This window comes from Fontivita pretiosa (assembly GCF_050410795.1).
Lineage (GTDB): Bacteria > Planctomycetota > Phycisphaerae > Tepidisphaerales > Tepidisphaeraceae > Fontivita > Fontivita pretiosa.
Window position 1 is genome coordinate 3,380,514 of record NZ_CP191258.1, and the last position, 20,687, is coordinate 3,401,200.

General features: G+C 64.0%; 22 protein-coding genes. 15 read left to right on the forward strand and 7 right to left on the reverse strand.

Annotated features, from left to right (window positions below; translation table 11 throughout):
* Nucleotides 1-110 precede the first annotated feature (110 nt).
* Entirely contained in the window at nt 111-962 is an 852-nt protein-coding gene (locus ACQS5P_RS13700; RefSeq protein WP_428937182.1) for a UvrB/UvrC motif-containing protein, read from the reverse strand.
* A 209-nt stretch (nt 963-1,171) separates the two neighbouring features.
* Between ACQS5P_RS13700 and ACQS5P_RS13705 the strand changes: the two genes are divergently transcribed.
* Complete coding sequence (locus ACQS5P_RS13705; RefSeq protein ID WP_428937183.1) at nt 1,172-1,411, forward strand: hypothetical protein; 240 nt, start codon at nt 1,172-1,174, stop codon at nt 1,409-1,411.
* A gap of 48 nt (nt 1,412-1,459) precedes the next feature.
* The gene (locus tag ACQS5P_RS13710) at nt 1,460-2,626 is read left to right on the forward strand and encodes a YgfZ/GcvT domain-containing protein (RefSeq protein WP_428937184.1); all 1,167 of its coding nucleotides are present in this window, start codon (nt 1,460-1,462) and stop codon (nt 2,624-2,626) included.
* Between the two features lie 12 nt (nt 2,627-2,638).
* Here the strand turns inward: ACQS5P_RS13710 and ACQS5P_RS13715 are convergent, their stop codons facing one another.
* From ACQS5P_RS13715 to mutT, 3 genes are all read right to left on the reverse strand, one after another.
* Nucleotides 2,639-3,034: a hypothetical protein gene (locus ACQS5P_RS13715; RefSeq protein WP_428937185.1), complete on the reverse strand. Its 396-nt coding sequence runs from the start codon at nt 3,032-3,034 to the stop codon at nt 2,639-2,641.
* Nucleotides 3,035-3,252: 218 nt separating this feature from the next.
* Nucleotides 3,253-3,861, reverse strand: coding sequence for a hypothetical protein (locus ACQS5P_RS13720; RefSeq protein ID WP_428937186.1), 609 nt, complete (start codon nt 3,859-3,861; stop codon nt 3,253-3,255).
* A gap of 108 nt (nt 3,862-3,969) precedes the next feature.
* On the reverse strand, nt 3,970-4,395 hold the full coding sequence (gene mutT / locus ACQS5P_RS13725) for an 8-oxo-dGTP diphosphatase MutT (RefSeq protein ID WP_428937187.1): 426 nt from the start codon (nt 4,393-4,395) through the stop codon (nt 3,970-3,972).
* Nucleotides 4,396-4,763: 368 nt separating this feature from the next.
* Here mutT and ACQS5P_RS13730 point away from each other — a divergent pair, with 368 nt between their 5' ends.
* The 8 genes from ACQS5P_RS13730 to ACQS5P_RS13765 all read left to right on the forward strand — a co-directional run bounded on the left by ACQS5P_RS13730 (nt 4,764) and on the right by ACQS5P_RS13765 (nt 11,675).
* Nucleotides 4,764-5,771, forward strand: coding sequence for a hypothetical protein (locus ACQS5P_RS13730; RefSeq protein ID WP_428937188.1), 1,008 nt, complete (start codon nt 4,764-4,766; stop codon nt 5,769-5,771).
* Between the two features lie 82 nt (nt 5,772-5,853).
* Entirely contained in the window at nt 5,854-6,825 is a 972-nt protein-coding gene (locus ACQS5P_RS13735) for a PLP-dependent cysteine synthase family protein (RefSeq protein ID WP_428937189.1), read from the forward strand.
* Nucleotides 6,822-7,316: a M67 family metallopeptidase gene (locus ACQS5P_RS13740; RefSeq protein WP_428937190.1), complete on the forward strand. Its 495-nt coding sequence runs from the start codon at nt 6,822-6,824 to the stop codon at nt 7,314-7,316. The genes ACQS5P_RS13735 and ACQS5P_RS13740 overlap by 4 nt, the downstream gene beginning before the upstream one ends.
* A gap of 33 nt (nt 7,317-7,349) precedes the next feature.
* Complete coding sequence (locus ACQS5P_RS13745) at nt 7,350-8,234, forward strand: sulfurtransferase (protein ID WP_428937191.1); 885 nt, start codon at nt 7,350-7,352, stop codon at nt 8,232-8,234.
* A gap of 140 nt (nt 8,235-8,374) precedes the next feature.
* On the forward strand, nt 8,375-9,337 hold the full coding sequence (gene cysK, locus ACQS5P_RS13750) for a cysteine synthase A (RefSeq protein ID WP_428937192.1): 963 nt from the start codon (nt 8,375-8,377) through the stop codon (nt 9,335-9,337).
* Nucleotides 9,338-9,394: 57 nt separating this feature from the next.
* Nucleotides 9,395-10,006, forward strand: coding sequence for an adenylyl-sulfate kinase (cysC, locus tag ACQS5P_RS13755; RefSeq protein ID WP_428937193.1), 612 nt, complete (start codon nt 9,395-9,397; stop codon nt 10,004-10,006).
* A gap of 26 nt (nt 10,007-10,032) precedes the next feature.
* The gene (locus ACQS5P_RS13760) at nt 10,033-10,932 is read left to right on the forward strand and encodes a PHP domain-containing protein (protein ID WP_428937194.1); all 900 of its coding nucleotides are present in this window, start codon (nt 10,033-10,035) and stop codon (nt 10,930-10,932) included.
* Nucleotides 10,929-11,675 (forward strand): phosphoadenylyl-sulfate reductase, encoded by a 747-nt coding sequence (locus ACQS5P_RS13765; RefSeq protein WP_428937195.1) that lies wholly within the window; start codon nt 10,929-10,931, stop codon nt 11,673-11,675. The genes ACQS5P_RS13760 and ACQS5P_RS13765 overlap by 4 nt, the downstream gene beginning before the upstream one ends.
* Nucleotides 11,676-11,684: 9 nt before the next feature.
* Here ACQS5P_RS13765 and ACQS5P_RS13770 read toward each other — a convergent pair whose 3' ends face one another.
* Nucleotides 11,685-12,644 carry a sugar phosphate nucleotidyltransferase gene (locus ACQS5P_RS13770; protein WP_428937196.1) on the reverse strand — a complete coding sequence of 320 codons (960 nt, stop codon included), beginning with the start codon at nt 12,642-12,644 and terminating at the stop codon, nt 11,685-11,687.
* A 194-nt stretch (nt 12,645-12,838) separates the two neighbouring features.
* Here ACQS5P_RS13770 and ACQS5P_RS13775 point away from each other — a divergent pair, with 194 nt between their 5' ends.
* From ACQS5P_RS13775 to prpB, 5 genes are all read left to right on the forward strand, one after another.
* Nucleotides 12,839-13,399, forward strand: coding sequence for a hypothetical protein (locus ACQS5P_RS13775; RefSeq protein ID WP_428937197.1), 561 nt, complete (start codon nt 12,839-12,841; stop codon nt 13,397-13,399).
* A 76-nt stretch (nt 13,400-13,475) separates the two neighbouring features.
* Entirely contained in the window at nt 13,476-14,234 is a 759-nt protein-coding gene (locus tag ACQS5P_RS13780; RefSeq protein WP_428937198.1) for a phosphatase PAP2 family protein, read from the forward strand.
* 9 nt (nt 14,235-14,243) lie between these two features.
* Entirely contained in the window at nt 14,244-16,277 is a 2,034-nt protein-coding gene (locus tag ACQS5P_RS13785) for a beta-galactosidase (RefSeq protein WP_428937199.1), read from the forward strand.
* A 263-nt stretch (nt 16,278-16,540) separates the two neighbouring features.
* Entirely contained in the window at nt 16,541-17,953 is a 1,413-nt protein-coding gene (locus ACQS5P_RS13790) for an MmgE/PrpD family protein (RefSeq protein WP_428937200.1), read from the forward strand.
* Nucleotides 17,950-18,831 carry a methylisocitrate lyase gene (gene prpB, locus ACQS5P_RS13795; protein ID WP_428937201.1) on the forward strand — a complete coding sequence of 294 codons (882 nt, stop codon included), beginning with the start codon at nt 17,950-17,952 and terminating at the stop codon, nt 18,829-18,831. The genes ACQS5P_RS13790 and prpB overlap by 4 nt, the downstream gene beginning before the upstream one ends.
* 61 nt (nt 18,832-18,892) lie before the next feature.
* Here the strand turns inward: prpB and ACQS5P_RS13800 are convergent, their stop codons facing one another.
* Together ACQS5P_RS13800 and ACQS5P_RS13805 are read right to left on the reverse strand one after the other, a co-directional pair.
* A complete protein-coding gene (locus ACQS5P_RS13800; RefSeq protein WP_428937202.1) occupies nt 18,893-20,044 on the reverse strand; it encodes a citrate/2-methylcitrate synthase in 1,152 nt (383 codons plus the stop codon).
* A gap of 117 nt (nt 20,045-20,161) precedes the next feature.
* On the reverse strand, nt 20,162-20,671 hold the full coding sequence (locus tag ACQS5P_RS13805) for a cytochrome (RefSeq protein WP_428937203.1): 510 nt from the start codon (nt 20,669-20,671) through the stop codon (nt 20,162-20,164).
* Nucleotides 20,672-20,687 lie beyond the last annotated feature (16 nt).

Sequence of the window (20,687 nt, forward strand, 5' to 3'; positions counted from 1 at the left end):
CCGGGACAGTTGCACAAACACATCCAGACGATCCTGGCACTGTGCCACGGACTCCGGTGCGCCGCATCGTACGGCGGTGGGATGTGGTATCCGCTTCAGGCTCGCGCCTGTCAGGCTCGCGCCTGCGTTCCCCCGCGACGCTTGATCTCATCGCGCAGACGAGCCGCCTCTTCGTAGCGCTCGGCACGGATTGCCTTTTCCAGCTCCGCCCGCAGCCTGGTCATCGGGTCGATCGGCATCTTCTTGCGGATCTCCCGCGCAAACTGCCGCAGGATCGCCACCTCGCTGGCGTGGGCGTATGCTTCCGGCTGGCCAAACCGCTCGAAGAAGGCCTTGAGTTTTTCCAGCCCCTGGTTCACGACGAGCAGCGCTTCGTTGTACTTTTTGGCTTGAAAGAGGATCGACGCCGCGGCCCGCGTGTTCATCATCGTGATGTACGGACGGTACTGTTCCAGGACCAGCCGGTCGGACTCCTCGACGGCGTATTTGCCGCAGAAATCCAGCACGCGCAGGTTCCGCGCCGTGTCGCGCACCACGCCCGCAAAATCCTCCAGCACGTAAAGTCCCAGGTAGCGGTGGTAGTAGAGGCTGGCCTCTTCCCGCAACGCCGCGCACTGATCGGCACTGAGATGGAATCCCAGCTCGGTGCCGTTGCGACGCTTGTGATCTCGAAGCTGCGCCTCGTAGTACTCCAGCAGCGACTCGCATCCGTGCGGGCGCGCCCCGTCAGGCCGGCCAGTCAGCTCCATCTGAAGCAGCCCCAGGTCCAGGCGCATCTGGAGCTTGGGCACGCCGTCCAGCCCCAGTATTTTGCGGACGCTGATGGTGCCCGGCTCGTAGTCCCAACCCTTCAGCAGTGGCGTGATGTCCTTGCTGGCGCCGCGGCGGCGGGGCCGCGCGGCTCCGCCATCGGTGGAGTTGTGCTTCTGCCGTTCCGGAGAGTTGCCTGCGGCGTCACTCATGTCGTCCCGCTCCGTACGTGCGCGTGGTACGCTGAATCTACTTTACAAAACAACAGTGATTATAGCAGCCGAAAACCGCAGCGGGCGGAGGGCTGTGTTTTGGCGACAGGCCATCAACCAACGGGCATCAGAAGCTGGCGGCTCACGCGGCCGCAATTCGGCTTGCCTGAAGCGCGTGAGAATAGGAAGATGGGTACAAGAGGCAAGCCATGCCGCGGTTGCCATTTCATACCGTTTCTGCCGACCCGGACCCGCCGGTCAAATGTGCCTGTCCCACCTGCCATTGCCTGGTGAATAGCGCCAATGCCGTTCGGCGCGACGCAAGGCTGTTCTGTAGTCAGGCCTGCGCCTACGACTGCACCGAGACCATGTGTGTGTGCGTGCATGAGCACTGCGGTCCGACGCCGCCGCCGGCTGCGTCGCACAAGCGTGCAGCCGATCGGCCATGAACCTGGCGGCTGCGGACGGCCCGGCGATACCCGCATATGATCCTTCCCATGGCCAGCCAGCCCACCAACCCGCTGCACGATCTGCATCGCCAGGCCCAGGCGGAATTCCAGAACTGGGACCAGATCCAGATTGTGCAGACGTTCGGCGAACCCGAAGCCGAATACGCCGCCATTCGCAAATCGTGTGGCCTGATCGATCTTCCGCAAAGGGGTATCCTCGAACTCACCGGCAGGGATCGACTGCCGTTTCTGAACAACCTGCTGACCAATCAGGTGTGGGACAAGGCCGCACGCTCGGGCCTTGCGGCCGGGCAGGGTGTTTATGCGTTCCTGCTGAACGTGCGCGGACAGATTGTGGCTGATATGAACGTGCTCGAGCGGGGCGACCGGACATGGCTGGAGATGGACGCGCGTCTGGTCTCGGCGCTGGCGGGCGTGCTTCAGAAGTACATCTTCACCGAGCAGGTCAAGCTGATCGACCGCGGCGGCGAGTTGCACGAGATCGCCCTGCACGGCCCGGCGGCCGAGCAGGTGATCGGCCAGTCCATCCCGCATCAGCTCGGCTCAGTTTCCACCAACCTGTACAACGTGCCGGTGACGGTCTGGCGAGATGATGTGGCGGGGGTGTCCGGTTATCACCTGATCATGCTCAGGGACGATGCCCGCAAGGTATGGATGAACCTGATCGCGCAGTTCAGCTCCCAATCGCAGGCAGGAAAGCGGATGCTTCGGCCGGTCGGATGGGCGGCATTCAACGCCACGCGGATCGAAGCGGGCCGGCCGATTTTCGGGATCGATTTCGATGGCGCGCCGGTTCAGAGCGCTGCGCCCGGATCGGCGCGCGACTCGACCGCCGGCGCATTGCCTGCGGAAACGGGGCTGTTCGAGCGGGCCGTCAGCGTTACCAAGGGCTGTTACCTGGGACAGGAGATCGTCGCGCGGATCCACGCCCGCGGACAGCAGGTGGCCAGGCGAGTGGTCGGCATCCGCATGGAGGCCGACCAATTGCCCATCGCCGGCAGCGAGATCTTTGGCGGCGAGGAGCAGAACGTCGTCGGGATGATCACCTCCAGCACGGTTTCGCCGCTGCTGTCGAATCGGGCGATCTGTTTTGGGCAGGTCAAGCGGCCGTACTTCGAGCCGGGCACGAAGCTGATGATCCCCGCGGAAGGCGCGCTGCGCAGTGGAACAGTTGGACCGTTGAGATTCCTGTAGAGTGCGCGGGGATCAGGCGGCAATCGCGGTTGGCGGCTGGCGACGCGCGCCGGCGCTTTGCCGTGCCTCGCGCCAATCGCCAAGATTGATCGTCTGCTCGTCCTGATAGGCATCGGCGTCCGTGTCGCAGGTCTGGACGAGCGGCGTCGCGGGCGGCTCGGCCGCCGCCGTCGGGTGCGCTGTCGCTGCCTCGATCGGCTCGGGACTGGCCAGCCGAAAAGTGGCCGGGCGGGCGGTTGATCGCGTGTTGGGCGTCTGGAAGACCGGGCTGTGCGGCGCCACATCCACGAAGATTCGTCCCAGGTCGTTCTTGGTGGGCAGCTGACCACTGTTGATTCGCGCCAGGATGGTATCGACCGAAACGCCCCAGATTTCCGCAGCGACCGAAGGCACGACCCAGCAGGACATGTTGTATCTCTCCACGTTGCCTGACGCTTAAGACGCACTGGCAAGAAACGCGCCGGTCGCTCCGTCGGTCGGCTGGTTCCGCATCCTCCGTGAGATTTCTGGCCTGACGCCAGACTCATCGGACTGATGTAGATATGACTTGAGAAATGAACGGAGCAAATGCTCCGTGGTGCGCGATCAGGTCATGGCGCGCCGCCGCGCCCATAACATCGACGCGGTCAGCGCTGCTGCTCCTGTTGTTTCTTTTCCGCTGCCTTGATCGCCTCGCGGATCCGCTCCATCTTTCCGGCCAGGCGGAACCCGCCGTCCACATACACGATCGACCACAGGGTGATGTGCGAGCTGCTGTTTTCTTTCTGAAGTTTGACGGTGTAGAGCGGAACGGGATTCGCCATCGCCGCCAGGGCGAATCGCTGATGGATTTTGGCGTTGGGATCGTCGGATTGCTCGACGGCGGTGACCGTGATCTTCAGGTCTTTGGGATTGGTCAGTCGCAGAAACAGCCCGGTCATCGCCGCGGGGAACTTTTCCATCTCCCGGGTGTACTCTTCTGCCAGGGGGCTGCCGACGTCTTCGCCGAACGTGTCGGTGAACCATTTATCGGCGTCGGGCAGCAGCAGCGAGCGCATGATGGCGTAGACTTTCTGGCCCTGGCGTTCCTGGGCGGCGGTCAGCAGATCGCTGAACAGTTGCTTCAGCCCCTCGGAGGTTTCGGGATACGTCGGCAGAGTCGTCTGTGCCCGCGCGGGCGTCGTTTGTAACACTGGCAACAGCATGAAGGCGCACAGCCACATCGTAATGGCCCGCCCAGTCAGTTCGCATTGCATCCTCTCATTCTAACCTTCGATTGGTATGGAGACGAACGACGGGACTGCACTTTGGGATCGACCGATAATCACGCAGGCGGCGATCAGGTTGGCAACGCGGCGCCGTCGTCAACTCTGTTGCGGATGATCGCCGGCCGACCGCTCGGCCAGCGCGTGAGCCACCTGATCGAGCAGTGTCGCATTGGCGGGTGGGAACGGGTAGTCGCGCAGCGCCGAGACTTCGATCCAGATTGCCTGTTCACATTCGATGGGGACCGGCTCTCCTGAGCAGTGATCACAGAGGAAGGGAAGCAGGCGCACGTGGATGTCGGGGTAGTCGTACTCGATGCTGGGAAGCTGGCAAAGCGCGGCCACTTCGATGCCGAGTTCTTCGCGCAGCTCGCGTTGCAGGGTTTGCAGCGGGGTCTCGTCGTGCTCGCGCTTGCCGCCGGGAAACTCCCAGTATCCGCCAAGACGATCGCCAGCGCGGCGGCGACAGATCAGGACTTTACCCTGGCGACGGACGATGGCGATGGCGACGTCAATGCGGTTCATCGAGCGGTCCTCCTGCCGCGGCGTGGGGCAGAGTCTAGCCGTCAAGCAGGCGGGATGGAATGCCGCGAAATCCGGCGCAACAGACCCAGCAAGAACTTGTCATAAATCTGGGGATTTTCCCGCAGGCTAATAGATTATAAATGCCTATAGAATAATGATTTGTCTCATTTGTCGCAATCTGCCAACCCGACCGAGTCTTCGTTGACACCCCGTATCCAGCGGGTTATAGTCGAGGCCGTTGCCGGTATGTGCGGCGACCCAACTGTTGAGTACAGCGGCTTCTTGCCGTGGCGAACTTCCGGAGGTGGACAGGAGCCACCCCTCCGGAAGTCTTTTTTTGCGCACAGCCGCTTGGTACAAACCCCGCCGTGATCACCCCGACACCTGACCGGCCACCAACGGCGCACGCACCGCTTGGGCGGATGCAACTCGACGCCACCGTGGTGTCCAACGTGTTGCTCTGTCGTGAGCACTATCGACTGGTGCTTCGCGTGCCGACATTTCCTCCGACTTCGCCGGGGCAGTTCATCCAGGTTTGCTGTCACGATCCGCAACTGGAGCAACAGCTTCCGCCCGAGTTCGATTGGAAGCCGGGGTGGCGTGTGGGCACGCACGGCAGCGAGCTTGCCGGGCCGGTGGCGCTGTTGCGCCGGCCATTCTCGCTGGCGGGCCGACGCGATAGCGCCGACGGCGTGGAGCTTCAGATCATCCATCGCGTGGTCGGTGTGGGAACGAGTTGGCTCAGTCAGCTCCGAGTCGGCCAGCAAGTGGGCATCCTCGGGCCTCTGGGCAACTGCTTCAGGCTGCCGCCGGCAGATGGAATGGGGGTGCTGATCGGCGGGGGAGTGGGCATCCCGCCGATGCTGTATCTGGCCACGGCGCTGCGTGGGCGGGCGGTGGCGTTCTGCGGCGTGGCGAGTCGCGAGCTGCTGCCTTTGACCGTCGTTGGCCAGGCTGATCCATCGGGCATTGCGCCACGTCTGTGCCTCGCCGAGTTCGCCGCCCATCAGATCCCCAGCATCGTTACCACGGACGATGGCAGTTTCGGTTTTGGCGGGTTTGTGACCCAGGCGCTGGAGCGATGGCTGGACGCGCAGACCCTCTCCGGTGCCTGTTCCCCGGGTCGCATCACGCTCTACGCCTGCGGCCCGGAGGCGATGATGAAGCGCGTGGGTGAGATTGCCCAGGCTCGCGGGCTGGGATGCCAGTTGGCGGTCGAGCGTGCGATGGCCTGCGGGATGGGCACCTGCCAGAGCTGCTGTATCCGGGTCCGCAAGCCGGATCCGGCGCAACCGCCGCTGCCGGGCAGCCGCTGGTGCTATCGTCTGGCGTGCACGGACGGCCCGGTCTTCGAGGCGTCGGAATTGTTATGGTGAGCTAAACGAGGAAGTTGCAGCCCATCCACGATGCCGGTTTGACCAAACGCCTAGTTTCCTGTAGTATTAGTAGGAAATCAGGATGCAGACCCTTACGACGGCCAACACCGGCACCATCGGCACATCGGTCCTGGAGCTGATCGGCAACACGCCGCTGCTCTCGTTCCGCCGGATCACCACGGCGGTGGCTCCGGCACAGATCTTCGCCAAGGCCGAGTGGTACAATCCCGGCGGCAGCGTGAAGGATCGGGCGGCGCTGGCGATGATTGTGGATGGCGAGCGTCGCGGCCTGCTCACCCGTGACAAGATCATCATCGATGCCACCAGCGGCAACACGGGGATCGCCTATGCGATGATCGCCGCCGAACGGGGATATCGGGTCAAGATCGCGCTGCCGAAGAATGCCAGCGAGGAGCGAAAGCAGTCTCTGCGAGCCTACGGCGCGGAAATCATCCTGACCGATCCACACGAGGGCACCGACGGGGCACAGCGATACGTCAAGGAGCTTGTGGCACGCCACCCCGAGCGATACTTCTACCCCGACCAGTACAACAACCCGGCCAACTGGCGCGCCCACTACAACACGACGGCGATGGAGATCTGGCGGCAGACCCAGGGCCGCGTGACCCATTTTGTAACGGGGCTGGGCACAACCGGCACCTTCGTGGGCGTCTCCAGGCGACTGAAGGAGTTGAAGCCCTCGATCCAGTGTGTGAGCATGCAGCCGGACTCGCCGCTGCACGGGCTGGAAGGACTCAAACATCTGCCCACAGCTCTGGTGCCGGGGATCTACGATCCGACGCTGGCCGACGATCAGATTGCCGTCGCCACCGAAGATGCGCACCGGATGGTGCTCCGGCTGGCGCGGGAAGAGGGATTGCTGGTGGGGGTATCCTCGGGAGCGAACATGGTGGCGGCGATGCAGGTGGCCCAGCGCGCGCGGCAGGAGATGAGCGAGCCGGTGGTGGTGACGATCTTCTGCGACTCGGCGGCCAAGTACCTTTCGGAGGACTTCTGGCACGAGATCGGACACGAAGCGGAGAACTGGCCGTGAACAGCAGCAGCGAAGGTGGCAGCCACAGCAGTGTGACCGGCGCAACGGACCGGAGACAGGCAGCGCTGCGTCTGCCCGCGGCGTTTGCGCGGCAGATCGAGCGGGAAGCGGTGGCGGCATACCCCAACGAGTGCTGCGGAATCCTGTTCGGGCGCGACAGCCTTGAAGGGCGGATCGTCGAGCGGATCCAGGCCGTGCCCAACGCATTCGATCAGACCGAGCGCTTCCACCGCTTTTCGATCTCGCCCAGGCAGTTGATTGACGCCGAGAAGCAGGCCGCCGCGGAAGGGCGAGTGGTGCTTGGTTTCTATCACAGTCACCCCAACGCCCCCGCGCGCCCGAGCGAGTACGACCGCACGCACGCCTGGCCGTTCTACAGCTACGTGATCGTCTCGATCCTCAACGGTCAGGCGGCGGACATGACGAGCTGGGTTCTGGACGAACGGACCGAGACGTTTACCAGGCAGGAGATTGAACAGACACAGCCCTGATGAATGCCCGACACGCACACGACGGAGGTTGCCATGGCTGAATATGCACATCCTGAGGTGTTGGTGAGCACGGGGTGGGTGGCGGATCACACCGACGATCCGAAGGTTCGGATCGTCGAGGTGGATGTGGACACGAGCAGTTACGACAAGGGACACATCCGTAACGCCATCGGATGGAACTGGCAGACGGATCTCCAGGACCGGGTGGTGCGGGATGTGGTCGAGCCGGGGGCCTTTGCCGAGCTGTGCCGCCGCAGCGGAATCAGCAGCGATGACACGGTCGTGTTCTATGGGGACAACAACAACTGGTTTGCCGCCTGGGCGTTCTGGCAGTTCAAGTACCACGGCCACAAGGACGTGAAGCTGATGAACGGCGGGCGCAGGAGATGGGAGATCGAGAAGCGTCCGCTGACGACCGAAGTTCCGAAGCTCGCCCCCGGCAACTACCCGGTGCCAACGACCGACGAATCGATCCGCGCGTACCGGGATGAGATCCTGAGCACGCTGCGGCAAAACAAGATCAATCTGGTGGATGTGCGTTCGCCGGATGAGTTCACCGGGAAAATCCTTGCCCCCGAGGCGTTGATCGGCAAGGAGGGCTGCCAGCGTGGCGGGCACATCCCCGGCGCCAGCAATGTCCCCTGGTCCAGGGCGGTGAACGATGATGGCACATTCAAGCCCGCCGAGGAGCTGTGGAAGATCTATCGGGAGGCTGGGTTGGATTTCAACAAGCCGACCATCGCCTATTGCCGGATCGGTGAAAGGTCGAGCCATACGTGGTTCGTGCTGAGGTACCTGCTTGGGGTCAACAACGTGAAGAACTACGACGGAAGCTGGACGGAATGGGGCAATCTGGTGGGCGCGCCGATCGAGACGGGCGATTCGCCCGCGGCCAGGGCCAGGGCACAGTGCCAGTGAATGAGAGTGAATGCCATATGCCGAAACGTCGAGTGCGAAATGACCCATGCCGAATTGAACTGCCGGGCCGCTGCCGGTATCCATTGAGCATCGGGCAGTTGGCATTCGGTATCCGGTAATCGGCATTCACAGGAGCAGCTATGCCACTTAAGCCGCAGGGACGTATCTTCAACGACATTACCGAAACGATCGGCGGCACGCCGCTGGTCCGCATCAACCGCATCATCCCCAAAGAGCAGGCCACAGTGCTGGCCAAGTGCGAGTTCTTCAATCCGCTGTCGAGCGTGAAGGATCGCATCGGGGTGGCGATGATCGAGGCGGCCGAGGCGCAGGGCAAAATCGACCGCGACACGGTGATCGTCGAGCCGACCAGCGGAAACACGGGGATCGCGCTGGCGTTCGTGTGTGCCGCCAAGGGATACAAGCTGATCCTCACGATGCCCGAGAGCATGAGCATCGAGCGTCGGCGGCTGCTGAAGGCGCTGGGGGCGCAGGTGGTGCTCACTCCCGCCGCCGAGGGAATGCGCGGCTCGATCGCCAAGGCCGAGGAAATCCTCCGCCAGTATCCCAAGAGCTACATGCCCCAGCAGTTCGACAACCCGGCGAATCCGGAGATTCACCGCAAGACCACGGCCGAGGAGATCTGGCAGGACACCGGCGGTCAGGTGGACATGCTGGTGGCGGGGGTGGGCACGGGCGGGACGATCACGGGCGTGGCGGAAGTGATCAAGGCGCGCAAGCCCAGCTTCCGGGCCATCGCGGTGGAGCCGGCATCCTCGCCGGTGATCACGCAGACGCTGCGTGGCGAGCCGCTGAAGCCCGGGCGTCACAAAATTCAGGGAATCGGCGCCGGATTCGTGCCCAGCAACCTGCACCTGAACATCGTTGATGAGGTGATCCAGGTCAGCGACGAAGAGGCGTTCGAGTGGGCGCGGAAGCTGCACCGGATGGAAGGGCTGTTTGCCGGAATCAGCTCCGGGGCGAACATGGCGGCGGCGGCGAAAGTGGCGGCCAGACCTGAGAACAGGGGCAAGATGATTGTCGTCATCCTGCCGAGCATTGGCGAACGATATCTCAGCACGCCGCTGTTCGAGGAGGATTGATCCGGGCAGAGGCTGCTCAGCTCGGGAGACCAGATTGCAGGAGCATCGGGAACGGCAATGGCAGAACAGAAGGCAACCAACATTACCTGGCACGAGGGCGCGGTCAGTCATGAGGAGCGCGAGAAGCTGCTGGACCAGAAGGGCGTGACGGTCTGGATGACCGGATTGAGCGCCTCGGGAAAGAGCACCATCGCCTGCATCCTTGAACAGATGCTGTTGCATCGCAGGAAGCACGCCTACCGGCTGGATGGCGACAACATCCGCCACGGACTGAACAAGAATCTTGGCTTCAGCGCCGAAGACCGCGCCGAGAACATCCGCCGGATCGGAGAAGTGGCCAAGCTGTTCACCGACGCTGGCGTGATCGCGATCACGAGTTTCATCAGCCCCTACCGCAAGGATCGCGATGCGGTTCGCGCGAACATGAGGCCGGGGGAGTTCATCGAGGTGTACGTCAAGGTTTCGCTGGAAACCGCGGAGAAGCGTGATCCGAAGGGGTTGTACAAGAAAGCCCGCGCCGGGCAGATCAAGGGCTTTACCGGCATCGACGATCCGTATGAGCCGCCGGAGAACCCCGAGATCGTCATCGATACGGAGACGACCAGCCCCGAGGAGGCGGCCAGGCGGATTCTGGACTACCTGGAGAAGGGCGGATATCTGCACGCCTGACGGTGTAGGCGTGTGAGATCAGCACGATGGGCGGCGAGTATGTCGATCTTCACTGCCACTCGACGGCGTCGGACGGGACGTTGACGCCGGCGCAGGTCGTGCGCCTGGCTCGACAAAGCGGTTTGAGCGCGCTGTCGCTGACGGATCATGACACCGTGGCGGGGATCGATGAAGCATTCAGCGAGGCGGCAAAGGTGGGGATCGACTTCATCGCGGGCATCGAGATATCGGCTGAGTATCCGCATCCGGGGACGATGCACATTCTGGGTTATGGCATCGATCCGCACGATCCGTCGCTGAAGAGTCTGACCGAAACGCTGATCGCCGGGCGCGACCGCCGAAACCCCAGGATCATTGCCAAGCTCAACGAGATGGGCGTGCACGTGACCATGGACGAGTGGCAGCGGGAGGCGCGAGGCGGGGTGCTTGGCCGGCCGCAACTGGCGGCGATCCTGGCTCGAAAGGGGTACGTCAGCTCGATCAAGCAGGCGTTCGAGAAATACATCGGGCAGGGCGCGCCGGCGTATTTCGACAAGGAACGACTGTCTCCCAGGCAGGCGATCGAGCGGATTCGCGCCGCGGGCGGCCTGCCCGTGCTGGCGCATCCGACCCAGCTTCGTGTCCCGGATCAGGCGCAGCTCGAGAGCCAGGTCAGGAGCCTGATCGAGTTCGGCCTGGCCGGCATCGAGGTCATTCACAGCGACTTCGACCAGGCGACGGTGCAGTTGCTTACGGAGCTTGCGGATCGATTGGGGCTGCTCAAGACCGGCGGCAGCGATTTTCACGGCTCCAACAAGCCGCAGATCGAGCTGGGCGTGGCAAACAATCGGCGAATTCCGCGCGAGTATTTCGACCGCCTGCGCGAGGCGCTGGAGCAGCAGCGACGAAGCGCCACGGCCTCGGAGATATTGAAGGACACGGTATGACGGTGCTGGCCGATCCCAATTCCCTGGACCTGGAGGCGATCAACCCGATGCTCGAATCAGCCGAGCCGGAGAAGATCGTCCAGTGGGCCGCCGCCCAGTTTGGTCGGGGGCTGGTGATGTCCTCCAGCTTCGGGGCCGAAAGCGCGCTGCTGATCCACATGGCCACGCGCGTGATGCCCAACATCCGCATCATCTTCATCGACACCGGCTATCTGTTCCCCGAGACGCACCAGTTCATGGAACAGCTCCGCGCGCGGTTCGACCTGAATGTGTGGATCTACCGGACGCGCAACGATCCGATCGCTTACCTTCACCGGGCCGGGGAGGAGAACCCGACTTGGCGGAAGGACATCGACCGCTGCTGCGCCGAGAACAAGAACGAGCCGTTCGAGCGGGCGATGAGGGAGCTGAAGCCGAGCGGCTGGCTGCGCGGCATCCGCCGCAACCAGGCCGACACGCGCAGGTCGCGTCAGATCGTCGAGTGGTCGCAGCGCTACCACTGCTACGCGATTTCTCCGCTGCTGAACTGGACCGGCCGCGAGATCTACGCCTACATGAAACGCCACGACCTGCCGTTTCATCCGCTGTACGACAAGGGCTATGCCAGCATCGGCTGCAACCCCCTGAGCTGCACCCGCCCGGTCCAGCCCGGGGAAGACCCCCGCAGCGGTCGATGGTCCGGCACGGGCAAGCTCGAGTGCGGGATCAACGTGGACAACTCGCTGGATTCGGCGAATCTTTGAAGTTGTGCTTCACGACTCAGTTGTCTTGCGAAACGCCTGCACGCTGGCGACGAAGTCATCGGGCACGCCGAAGTCGAATCGCCTGGCGTTGGTCATCTCCAACGCCAGGTACCCGTATCGCTGTCGCTGGATCTCCTGAGCGCGGGTGAGCTGGAACTCGCCGTTGTCGCGAACATCGTTGCAAATCATCTCTTCGAGGATCTGGTAGATCGACGGGGCCAGCAGGTGCATGCCGAACCAGCCGAGGAACACGTCATCCTCCAACCCATCGACGCGAAGCCTGGCGCGCGCGGTGGGCAGGTCGGGCTTTTCGATGATCAGCGACACATCGATCAGGCGTGGGTTTTCGGGGCGGCGCTTGCCGGCGATGGTGCCGAAGCCTCTCAGTTCCCCCGGACCGATGCGGTTGACCGCTGATACGCTCTTGCCCTGCGAAAGCCCCGCCATGCGGGCAAGCTCCAGGTAGGGTGAGATCGGATGCCCGCGGAACAGGTGATCGCCCAGACACAACAGAACCATCTCGTCACCGGCAAAGGACCTGGTCTGATAGACGGCGTGGCCGTAGCCTTCCTGCTGGTGCTGGATGGCGAAGGTGACGCGCTGTGCCAGGTCGCGCATCCGCAGCGCCTCGTCCTGAAGCGCGGGATACTTTTGCAGTCGTTTCAGATACGCATCGTCCGGACCCTGGAGGTAGTGCCGGATGGCCGCATCGTCGCCGGGCTGGACGATGATGCAGATTTGCTCGATCCCTGCGGCGACAAGCTCGATGAGGTGATAATGGATCAGCGCCCGCGCGATTCCGTCAGGACCGACCACAGGGAACAATTCTTTCTTCACCGCATGAGAGGCGGGGAAGTGACGAGTTCCCAGCCCGGCGGCGGGAATGACGGCCTTGCGCACGCGACTGGCGCCGTGGGATGCAGTCTGGTTGGATACGGTCTGATTGGATGCAGTCTGGTTGTGGCTCATGCATGGGCAGGGTACACATTTTTGGTCCCACGGCGATGCCGTGTCGTGTCGCGGGATTGGGCGTTCACGAAACGCCGGACTGGCCGTATGCTCAACCTGTGTCGCGCTACCGGCGCGAGTTGACCTGTGTCGCGCGCTGCGGGCGCGAGGCACGCGACGGGGGCCACAATCGAGGCAAGGAAAGGAATCGCATCATGCGAATCAAGCGTTTCATTGTTGCATCCATGCCGATCGTCGTCGCTCTGGGGATGACCCTTTGGGCCGGTGGTTGTCAGACCGCCCCGCCGACCGAGTCCAAGCGCGAGTCGCTGGTGGAGGAGGCGCAGGCGGCGCTGAAGCAAATGAAGGCGGCGGATCCGAGCCTGCAGGAGTTTCTTGACAAGGCGCACGCCTATGCGATCTTTCCGTCGGTGGGCAAAGGCGGGCTGATCGCGGGTGGGGCGTATGGTCGCGGCGTGGTCTACCAGAATGGGCAGTTCATCGGATATGCGGACATCACGCAGGCGACGGTGGGGGCGCAGATCGGTGGCCAGGCGTTCCGCGAGCTGGTCGTGTTCCAGAACACCGAGTCGCTGGAGCGGTTCAAAACCGGCAAGCTGGCGTTCAGCGCCAACGCGTCGGCGGTGGCGCTGGACAAGGGAGTCGCCAAAGCCGCCCGCTACACTGATGGTGTGGCCGTGTTCGTGCAGCCGCTGGGCGGCTTGATGGCCGAGGCGTCCATCGGCGGGCAGCAGTTCACGTTTCAGGCCAAGTAATGGACGAATCGGGCAGGGCGCCCGATGAATGGTGACAGGCACGCGTGTCTGTCCCCCGGGAAGCGGGAAGCCTGGGATGAGCAACCCTATCCGCCGGATCATTGAACGGTTGGGTGCCAATGTCATCGTCGTGCTGATCGCGTGCCTGATCGTCGTCGGCGGGACGTGGCTGTTTGTCGAGCTGCTCGACGAGGTGAGGGAAGGCCAGACCCAGCACATCGACGAGTGGATCATTCGCGCCACCGTGCCACTGCGCGAGTATGCGTGGCTTCGGGAACTGGGGCGCGACATCACTGCCCTGGGCGGCAACTTCGTGCTGACGCTGCTGTCGCTGGCGGTGGTGGTCTACCTGATCATGACGCGCAAGTATCACGCGATGTGGCTGGTGATCATCGCCACCAGCGGCGGCCTGGCCCTGAGCAGCCTGCTTAAATACCTCATCGACCGCCAGCGTCCGCAGCTCACCGAGCATCTGTCCCATGTCTACACCTCGAGCTTTCCCAGCGGACATTCGATGCTTGCGGCGGTGGTGTACCTGACGCTGGGAAGCCTGCTGGCCAGCATCGTTCCCAGTCGGGCACTGAAAATCTACGTGATCGGACTGTCGCTGCTGGTGACGTTTCTGGTGGGCCTGAGCAGGGTCTACCTGGGCGTGCACTGGCCGACGGACGTGCTGGCGGGCTGGACGGCGGGGCTGGTTTGGGCGATCCTCTGCTGGCTGGTCGCACGCCAGCTCAAGCGCCGTGGCGCCATCGAGGCCGGGCGCGACGAGGACGCGGACGCGCAAGGTGCGGCTGAGAATCTGACGGGGTGCGAAGCTGAGGCATCGCGGTAGTCTTCCACGTTGTCATCATCGCGCCTTGCCAGGCTGAACCACGACGGCAAAAGCAGCATGAAGATCGGAACCTACTACCACCCCCAACAATGGCCGCGCCAGCAGTGGGAAAGGGACTTTGACAACATCGCGGCGATGAAGCTCCAGATTGTGCACCTGGGGCAGAATGCCTGGCAGAGCCTGGAGCCTCGGCCGGGGGAATTCCAGTTCGACTGGCTGGAGCAGTGCATCGAGATTGCGCGGCAACGGAAGCTGGAGGTGATCCTGTGTACGCCGACCGCCGCGCCACCGATGTGGCTTTGGGGCGAAGCTGCCCAGCCGCCCGCGAGCCCGGGTATGCCCAGGGGTCTGAGCAGCAGCCAGGCCTGTTCCCCGACCTCGCCGCCGTTTCGTGAGGCCGCGGTGCGGATCGTCACCGCGCTGGCCGAACGATTCGGGCAGCATCCGGCGGTGATCGGATGGCAGATCGACAACGAATACGCCGAAGAACCTGATCAGTCCCCCCATACACACGCCGCCTTCCGCGACTGGCTCAAACGCAAGTACGGCACGATCGAGCACCTTAACCAGGCGTGGGGCTGTCAGTTCTGCAACACCTGTTACACCGACTTCGAGCAGATTCAGTTCCCCGCCATCGGCAGTTGCGGCTGTTCCAATCCCCACCAGGCGCTGGACGCGCAGCGGTTCTGGTCCTGGGCGTGCGCGGATTTCGACAAGCTTCAGGCCGACATCCTCAAGCCTCGCGTGGCAGATCGATTCATCGCGACGCGTTTCGTGCCGCTGCATACGGCGTGCAATCCGGCGGACATGGCCGAGCAGCTCACGCTGCTGTCCTGGGACAGCTACCCCGTGATCGGCTGGCAGAAAAACCCGACCGACGAAAGCTATCGCGCGGGCGATCTTGCGGGTATCGGGTTCATGCACGATCTGATGGCCAGCTACCGGCAACGATGGGCGCTGACGGAGGTTCAGCCGGGACAGGCCAACTGGAGTGGCGTGCCGGTGCTGCTGTATCCGGGCGCGGTCCGACTGTGGGTGTGGACGGCGTACGCGCATGGGGCGCAGTTCGTTTCGACGTGCCGCTATCGTCAGCCGCGATCCGGGTTGCAATTGTTCCACCAGGGGCTGGTCGCCGCCGACGGCACGACACAAACACCCGGCGGAAGAGAGTTCGTGCAGGTCGCAGATGAGCTGGCCAGGCTCGATCCGGCCAAACCTCCGGCCACGCGATCCGGCAAGGCCGCGACGATGGATCAGACCGCCGTCGGCCTGCTGTTCGACTTCGAGCAGCTCTGGTACTGCCAGTCGCTGCCATGGGGCAAACGATGGGACCAGTTGGCGTGGATCGTGCAGTGGTACCGCTCGCTGGCGCGACTGGGGCTTGCAGTGCGGATCATCCACCCGGATCGACCCTGGCCGACGAACCTGGCGTTGCTCGTCGCGCCGGGCGTGCAGATGGTGGATCAGGCGCTGATCAAAAGGCTGGACGATTTCGCGTCATCCGGCGGGCATGTGATCCTCACCTGCCGCACCGGACTGATGGATCGCAACGGGCAACTGTGGGAAGGGCCAACCGCGGCGCCGATCCTGCCGTTGATCGGCGGAACGATCGAGGCGTACGACTGTCTTCCCGACGAGTGTCTGGCGACTGTGGAAATGGATTCGGTGCAGTATAAATGGGGCGCCTGGGGAGATCTGCTTTACGCCGAGCCGACGACTCGCGTGCTGGCCAAATATGCCGACCAGTTCTACACCGGCGCCGCCGCCGTCATGCAGAACCGCCGCGGCAAAGGCACGGTGACGTACTGCGGCGTATACGCGGAGCAGACCTTCACCGACGCGCTGGTGGAGAAGGTGGCGACAGCCGGGAAGGTGCCGCACGCCTCGCTGCCGCCCGGCGTGCAGGTTCTGCGTCGCGGCGCCTATCGAATTGTCTTGAATTATGGGCTGGGCAGTTTCGACGCCCCGGCCGCGCGCGGTGCGAGGTTTCTGGTCGGCTCGCGGAAGGTCGAACCCGTCGGCGTGGCAGTGTGGGAAGAATGATCAACCTCTCACGTGCCCGCAAAGCGCGATGCTCGCCACAGCGGAGCGACCTGTGTCATGGGCGTCCCGCCCGTGCAGGCTTGGCCCACCTGCGGGACGCGCGTGACAGCAAAACAACCGCCGAGGCAATTCCGTGACGGATTCGGGCAGGTGGCTTCGGCGCAAACCGCCCGGCGGGTGTATACTGGAATTGCCGGTCAGTTTCACACTCAAATCAGGCTTGGCGGGTTGCTTTGGGGCGCGGGCACAGGCCGTGAATCACGATGCAGGCGACACTGGCAGAACGGATGGCGGCGTTCGCGACGGGGCTGAGGTATGAAGACCTGGGTCGCGACGTGGCTCACGAAGTCAAGCGCGTGATCATCGATTCGCTGGGCTGCGCGTTTGGGGCGTGGCACGAGCCGCCGTGCGTGATCGCGCGACATGTGGCCTGCACCACCTCGAGTGTGCGCGGCGCGACGCTGTGGGGCACGCGGCACCTGGCTCCGCCTGACTGGGCCGCCTTCGCCAACGGGTGTCTGGTCCGATACCTGGACTACAACGACACGTATCTTTCGAAAGAGCCTGCGCATCCGAGCGACAACATTCCCGCGGCGATTGCGGCGGGGCAGTCTGCGCGCGCCGGCGGTCGCGAGCTGATCGCCGCCGTCGTGATCGCCTACGAAGTGCAGTGCCGGCTGTGCGATGCGGCCTCGATCCGGGCGCGTGGATGGGACCACGTGACGTATGGGGCATTTTCGACGGCGTTGGCGGCGGCGCGGCTTTTGGGGCTGGATGAGAACAAGACGCGGCACGCGGTGGGGATTGCGGGCGTGGCCAGCGCGGCGCTTCGGCAGTCGCGCGTCGGGGAGTTGTCGCACTGGAAAGGGGCGGCGTTCGCCAATGCCGCCCGGCACGGTGTCTTCGCCGCCATGCTCGCCGCCGAGGGCATGACCGGCCCAAGCCCCATCTTCGAGGGCGAAAAAGGCTTTGAGCTGCTGGTCAGTGGCCCGCTGGATTCGATCGGCGGACCCTTCGCCGCCGACGCACGCGGCGTGATCCCTGATGACGGGTTCATGATCCGCAAGTCGTGCATCAAGTTCTGGCCGGCCGAGTATCACGCGCAAAGCGCGATCGCCGCGGCGCTGCAACTGCGGCAGCAACTGGGCATCACGGGCAGCGGCGAGGATGCGATCGATGCGATCGATTCGATCGTCGTGGAGAGTCACGACGCCGCCGTGGACATCATCGGCAGCGAGCCGCAGAAGTGGCTGCCCAACAGCCGCGAAACCGCCGATCACAGTCTGCCGTATATCGTGGCCGCGGCGCTGGTGGACGGGCAGATCACCTCCAGGCAGTTCGCCCGCCAGCGATTCACCGACCCGAAGCTGCTGGATCTGGTTCGACGCGTGAAGGTGCTGCGCAATGCGGATCTGTCGTCACTGTATCCCAAGTCCATCGCCAACATGGTCACCGTGCGCACCACTGACGGTCGCACCGCTACCGCGCGCGTGGACGATCCGCCGGGCCATTCCAACAATCCGCTGACGGATGCTCAGCTTCTGGCCAAGTATCACTCGCTGGCGGATCCGGTGCTGGGCGTCCGGCGAGCGCAGGAGGCGGCGGATTGGGTGTGGCATCTGGACGAGGTCGAGGATATCTCGCAGCTCATGCCGCTGATCGAGGTGAAGCTTTGAGCACGGCGCGGAGGACGGGAATTCGCAGGCTGATCGCGCGGCGATGTGTCGCGATGCCCGGCGCGTTCAATGCGTACGTGGCACGGCTGATCGAGCGGGCGGGGTTCGAGGCGTGCTACATCAGCGGGGCCGGTCTGGCCAATGCCACCGCGGGCGTGCCCGACATCGGGCTGCTTTCGCTGGAAGAAGTTGTGAGGCTTGCGGGATATATCTGCGACGCGGTGAGCATCCCGGTCATCGCCGACGCCGACACCGGCTTCGGCGCCCAGCCGCACATCGCCCGCACCGTGCGGCACTTCGAGCGTATCGGGCTGGCGGGGATGCACATCGAGGATCAGCAGTTTCCCAAGCGATGCGGGCATCTGCCGGGCAAAACGCTTGTGCCGGTTGAGGAGATGTGCGCGCGAATCCGGGCGGCGGTGGATGCGCGGCACAACCCGGATTTCCTGATCATCGCGCGGTGCGATGCCAGATCCGTGCAGGGACTGCAAGCCACGATCGACCGATGCGCAGCGTACCTCCAGGCCGGCGCCGATGCGATCTTCCCCGAAGCCCTGCAAAGCGCCGCCGAGTTCGGCACATTCGCCAAAGCCATCGGCGGGCCGCGCGTGCCGCTGCTGGCGAACATGACCGAGTTCGGCCGAAGCCCGCTGCTGAGCGTCACCCAACTGGCCAAAATGGGGTATCGGATGGTGATCTTTCCGCAGACGGCGTTTCGCGCGTCGATGTGGGCCGCGGAACAGTGCCTGCGCGACCTGCATCGCCTGGGCACACAACAGCCCTGGCTCGACCAGATGCAGACGCGGCAGGAGCTTTACCAGGTCCTGGGGTACGATCCCACCGCCACAACCTGGCCGATCCGACGCGGAAAGGTCTGAAGCTTTGCTCGCGTGAGCCTTCGAGTCACGTCGAGATGGGTCGATCGTGCGATTGCGGCCCTCAGCACGGCGTGTAGTCCCGCGCCGGCGGGCCGGTGTAGAGGCTGCGGGGGCGGATGATGCGATTGTGGTCGTGCTGCTCGATCACATGGGCGCACCAGCCTGCGGCACGGGCACAGGCGAAGATCGGCGTATTCAGCGCCGGCGGCAGACCGAGCATGTGAAACACCGGGGCGGCGTACAGATCGGCGTTGGCGAACAGACCCTTGGCGCTGGCCATGGCCTGCTCCAGCGCCTGGCAGATCCTGACCAGATTCCGATCCTGCTCGCTGCCGCGCTGCGCAAGCTCGATCGCCAGACCCCTGATCGACGCCACGCGCGAATCGCCTTTCCTGTAGACGCGATGTCCGAAGCCGGCGATTTTCTGCCGGGCGGCAAGCTTGTCCTGCACCCATGCCGCGACGTTCTGCGGCGAGCCGATTTCATGCAATACATTGACGGCGTCTTCGTTGGCCCCGCCGTGCAACGCGCCCTTGAGCGCGCCGATGGCGGCGGTGATGGCGGCGTAGATGTCGGCCAGGGTCGAGGCCGTCACGCGGGCGGCGAAGGTCGAGGCGTTGAATTCGTGCTCGGCATACAGGTTCAGCATCGTGTTCAGCGCCTGTGTCTGCCAGTCCTGCGGCATCTGGCCGCCGAGCATGTACAGCAGGTTTGCAGCGTGAGACAAGTCCGCCCGCGGCGGGATCGGCTCTGCGCCGCCGCGAATACGCCAGTATGCCGCCGTCAGCGTCGGCATCTTCGCGATGATGCGGATCGACTTGCTCAAATTCGCCTGATGCGAGTGGTCGCTCAGCTCGGGATCGAAGCCGGCGAGCATGGAGATGCCGGTGCGGGTCGCATCCATCGGGTGGGTCGTCCGCGGCAATGCCTGGAACATGCTGAAGACCTGGCCGGGCAACGGGGCGGCGGCGGCAAGCTGAGCACGAAAACTGGCCAGTTGTCCGCCGTCGGGAAATTCGCCCATCAGCAGCAAGTACGCCACCTGCTCGAAGCTGACCGTCGTGGCGATCGATTCGATGCGGTAGCCCCGATACAACAGCCCGGCATCGGGATCGACCTGGCAAATAGCCGATTCGCCAGCGATCACTCCTTCGAGGCCGGGGCTGTATCCGGCTGCTGAAGCAGCCGACGACGTTGAAGCGGCGGGCGTCATGGGTACCTCCGCGCTGAGCAACCAGCCGGATACTCGCTGCATGCAGATGAGACGCGACGCAGAGCAGCGACAAGGGCATTATAGGCACGCGGCTGTCGGCCGATGGCCGTTGCGCTTTCACGAAGTCGCTTCTCTGCCGCGATCCAGAATCCGTCGGATCAGCTCGATGGCCTGCTCGGGGGACTGCGCCGAGTGGATCGCCGCCTGGCTCAGGCTGTTGAAAAACGATCGCGCGGTTTCGCTGACGCCCAGCAGGATCACAGGCGTGCCGTTCTTGATCGCCAGCGCCACTTCCGAAGCAGTGCCGGCTCCTTCGACTCCGCAGGCGACGACGACGTCGGCCGAGAGGACGATCAGGTTGTTGCGGGCGTTGCCCAGGTCGGTGAAGATGGCCAGGTCCACACCCGGCGCCACATCGCAGTCGCGTCGCGGCAGCAGTCCGACGGTCAGCCCGGCGCTGAGTTTGGCGCCTTCGTTGACGGCGCGCATGACGCCGGCGTTCCGCCCGCCGCTGAGCAGGATCCAGCCCTGCTCGGCGATGAGTCTACCCAGCAGTCGAGCCACCGGGACGGCCGGGGAATCGTCCCTCCCGCTGCCCACGACGGCGATGACCGGTTTGCGGGGCATGATGGCCATGCAAACA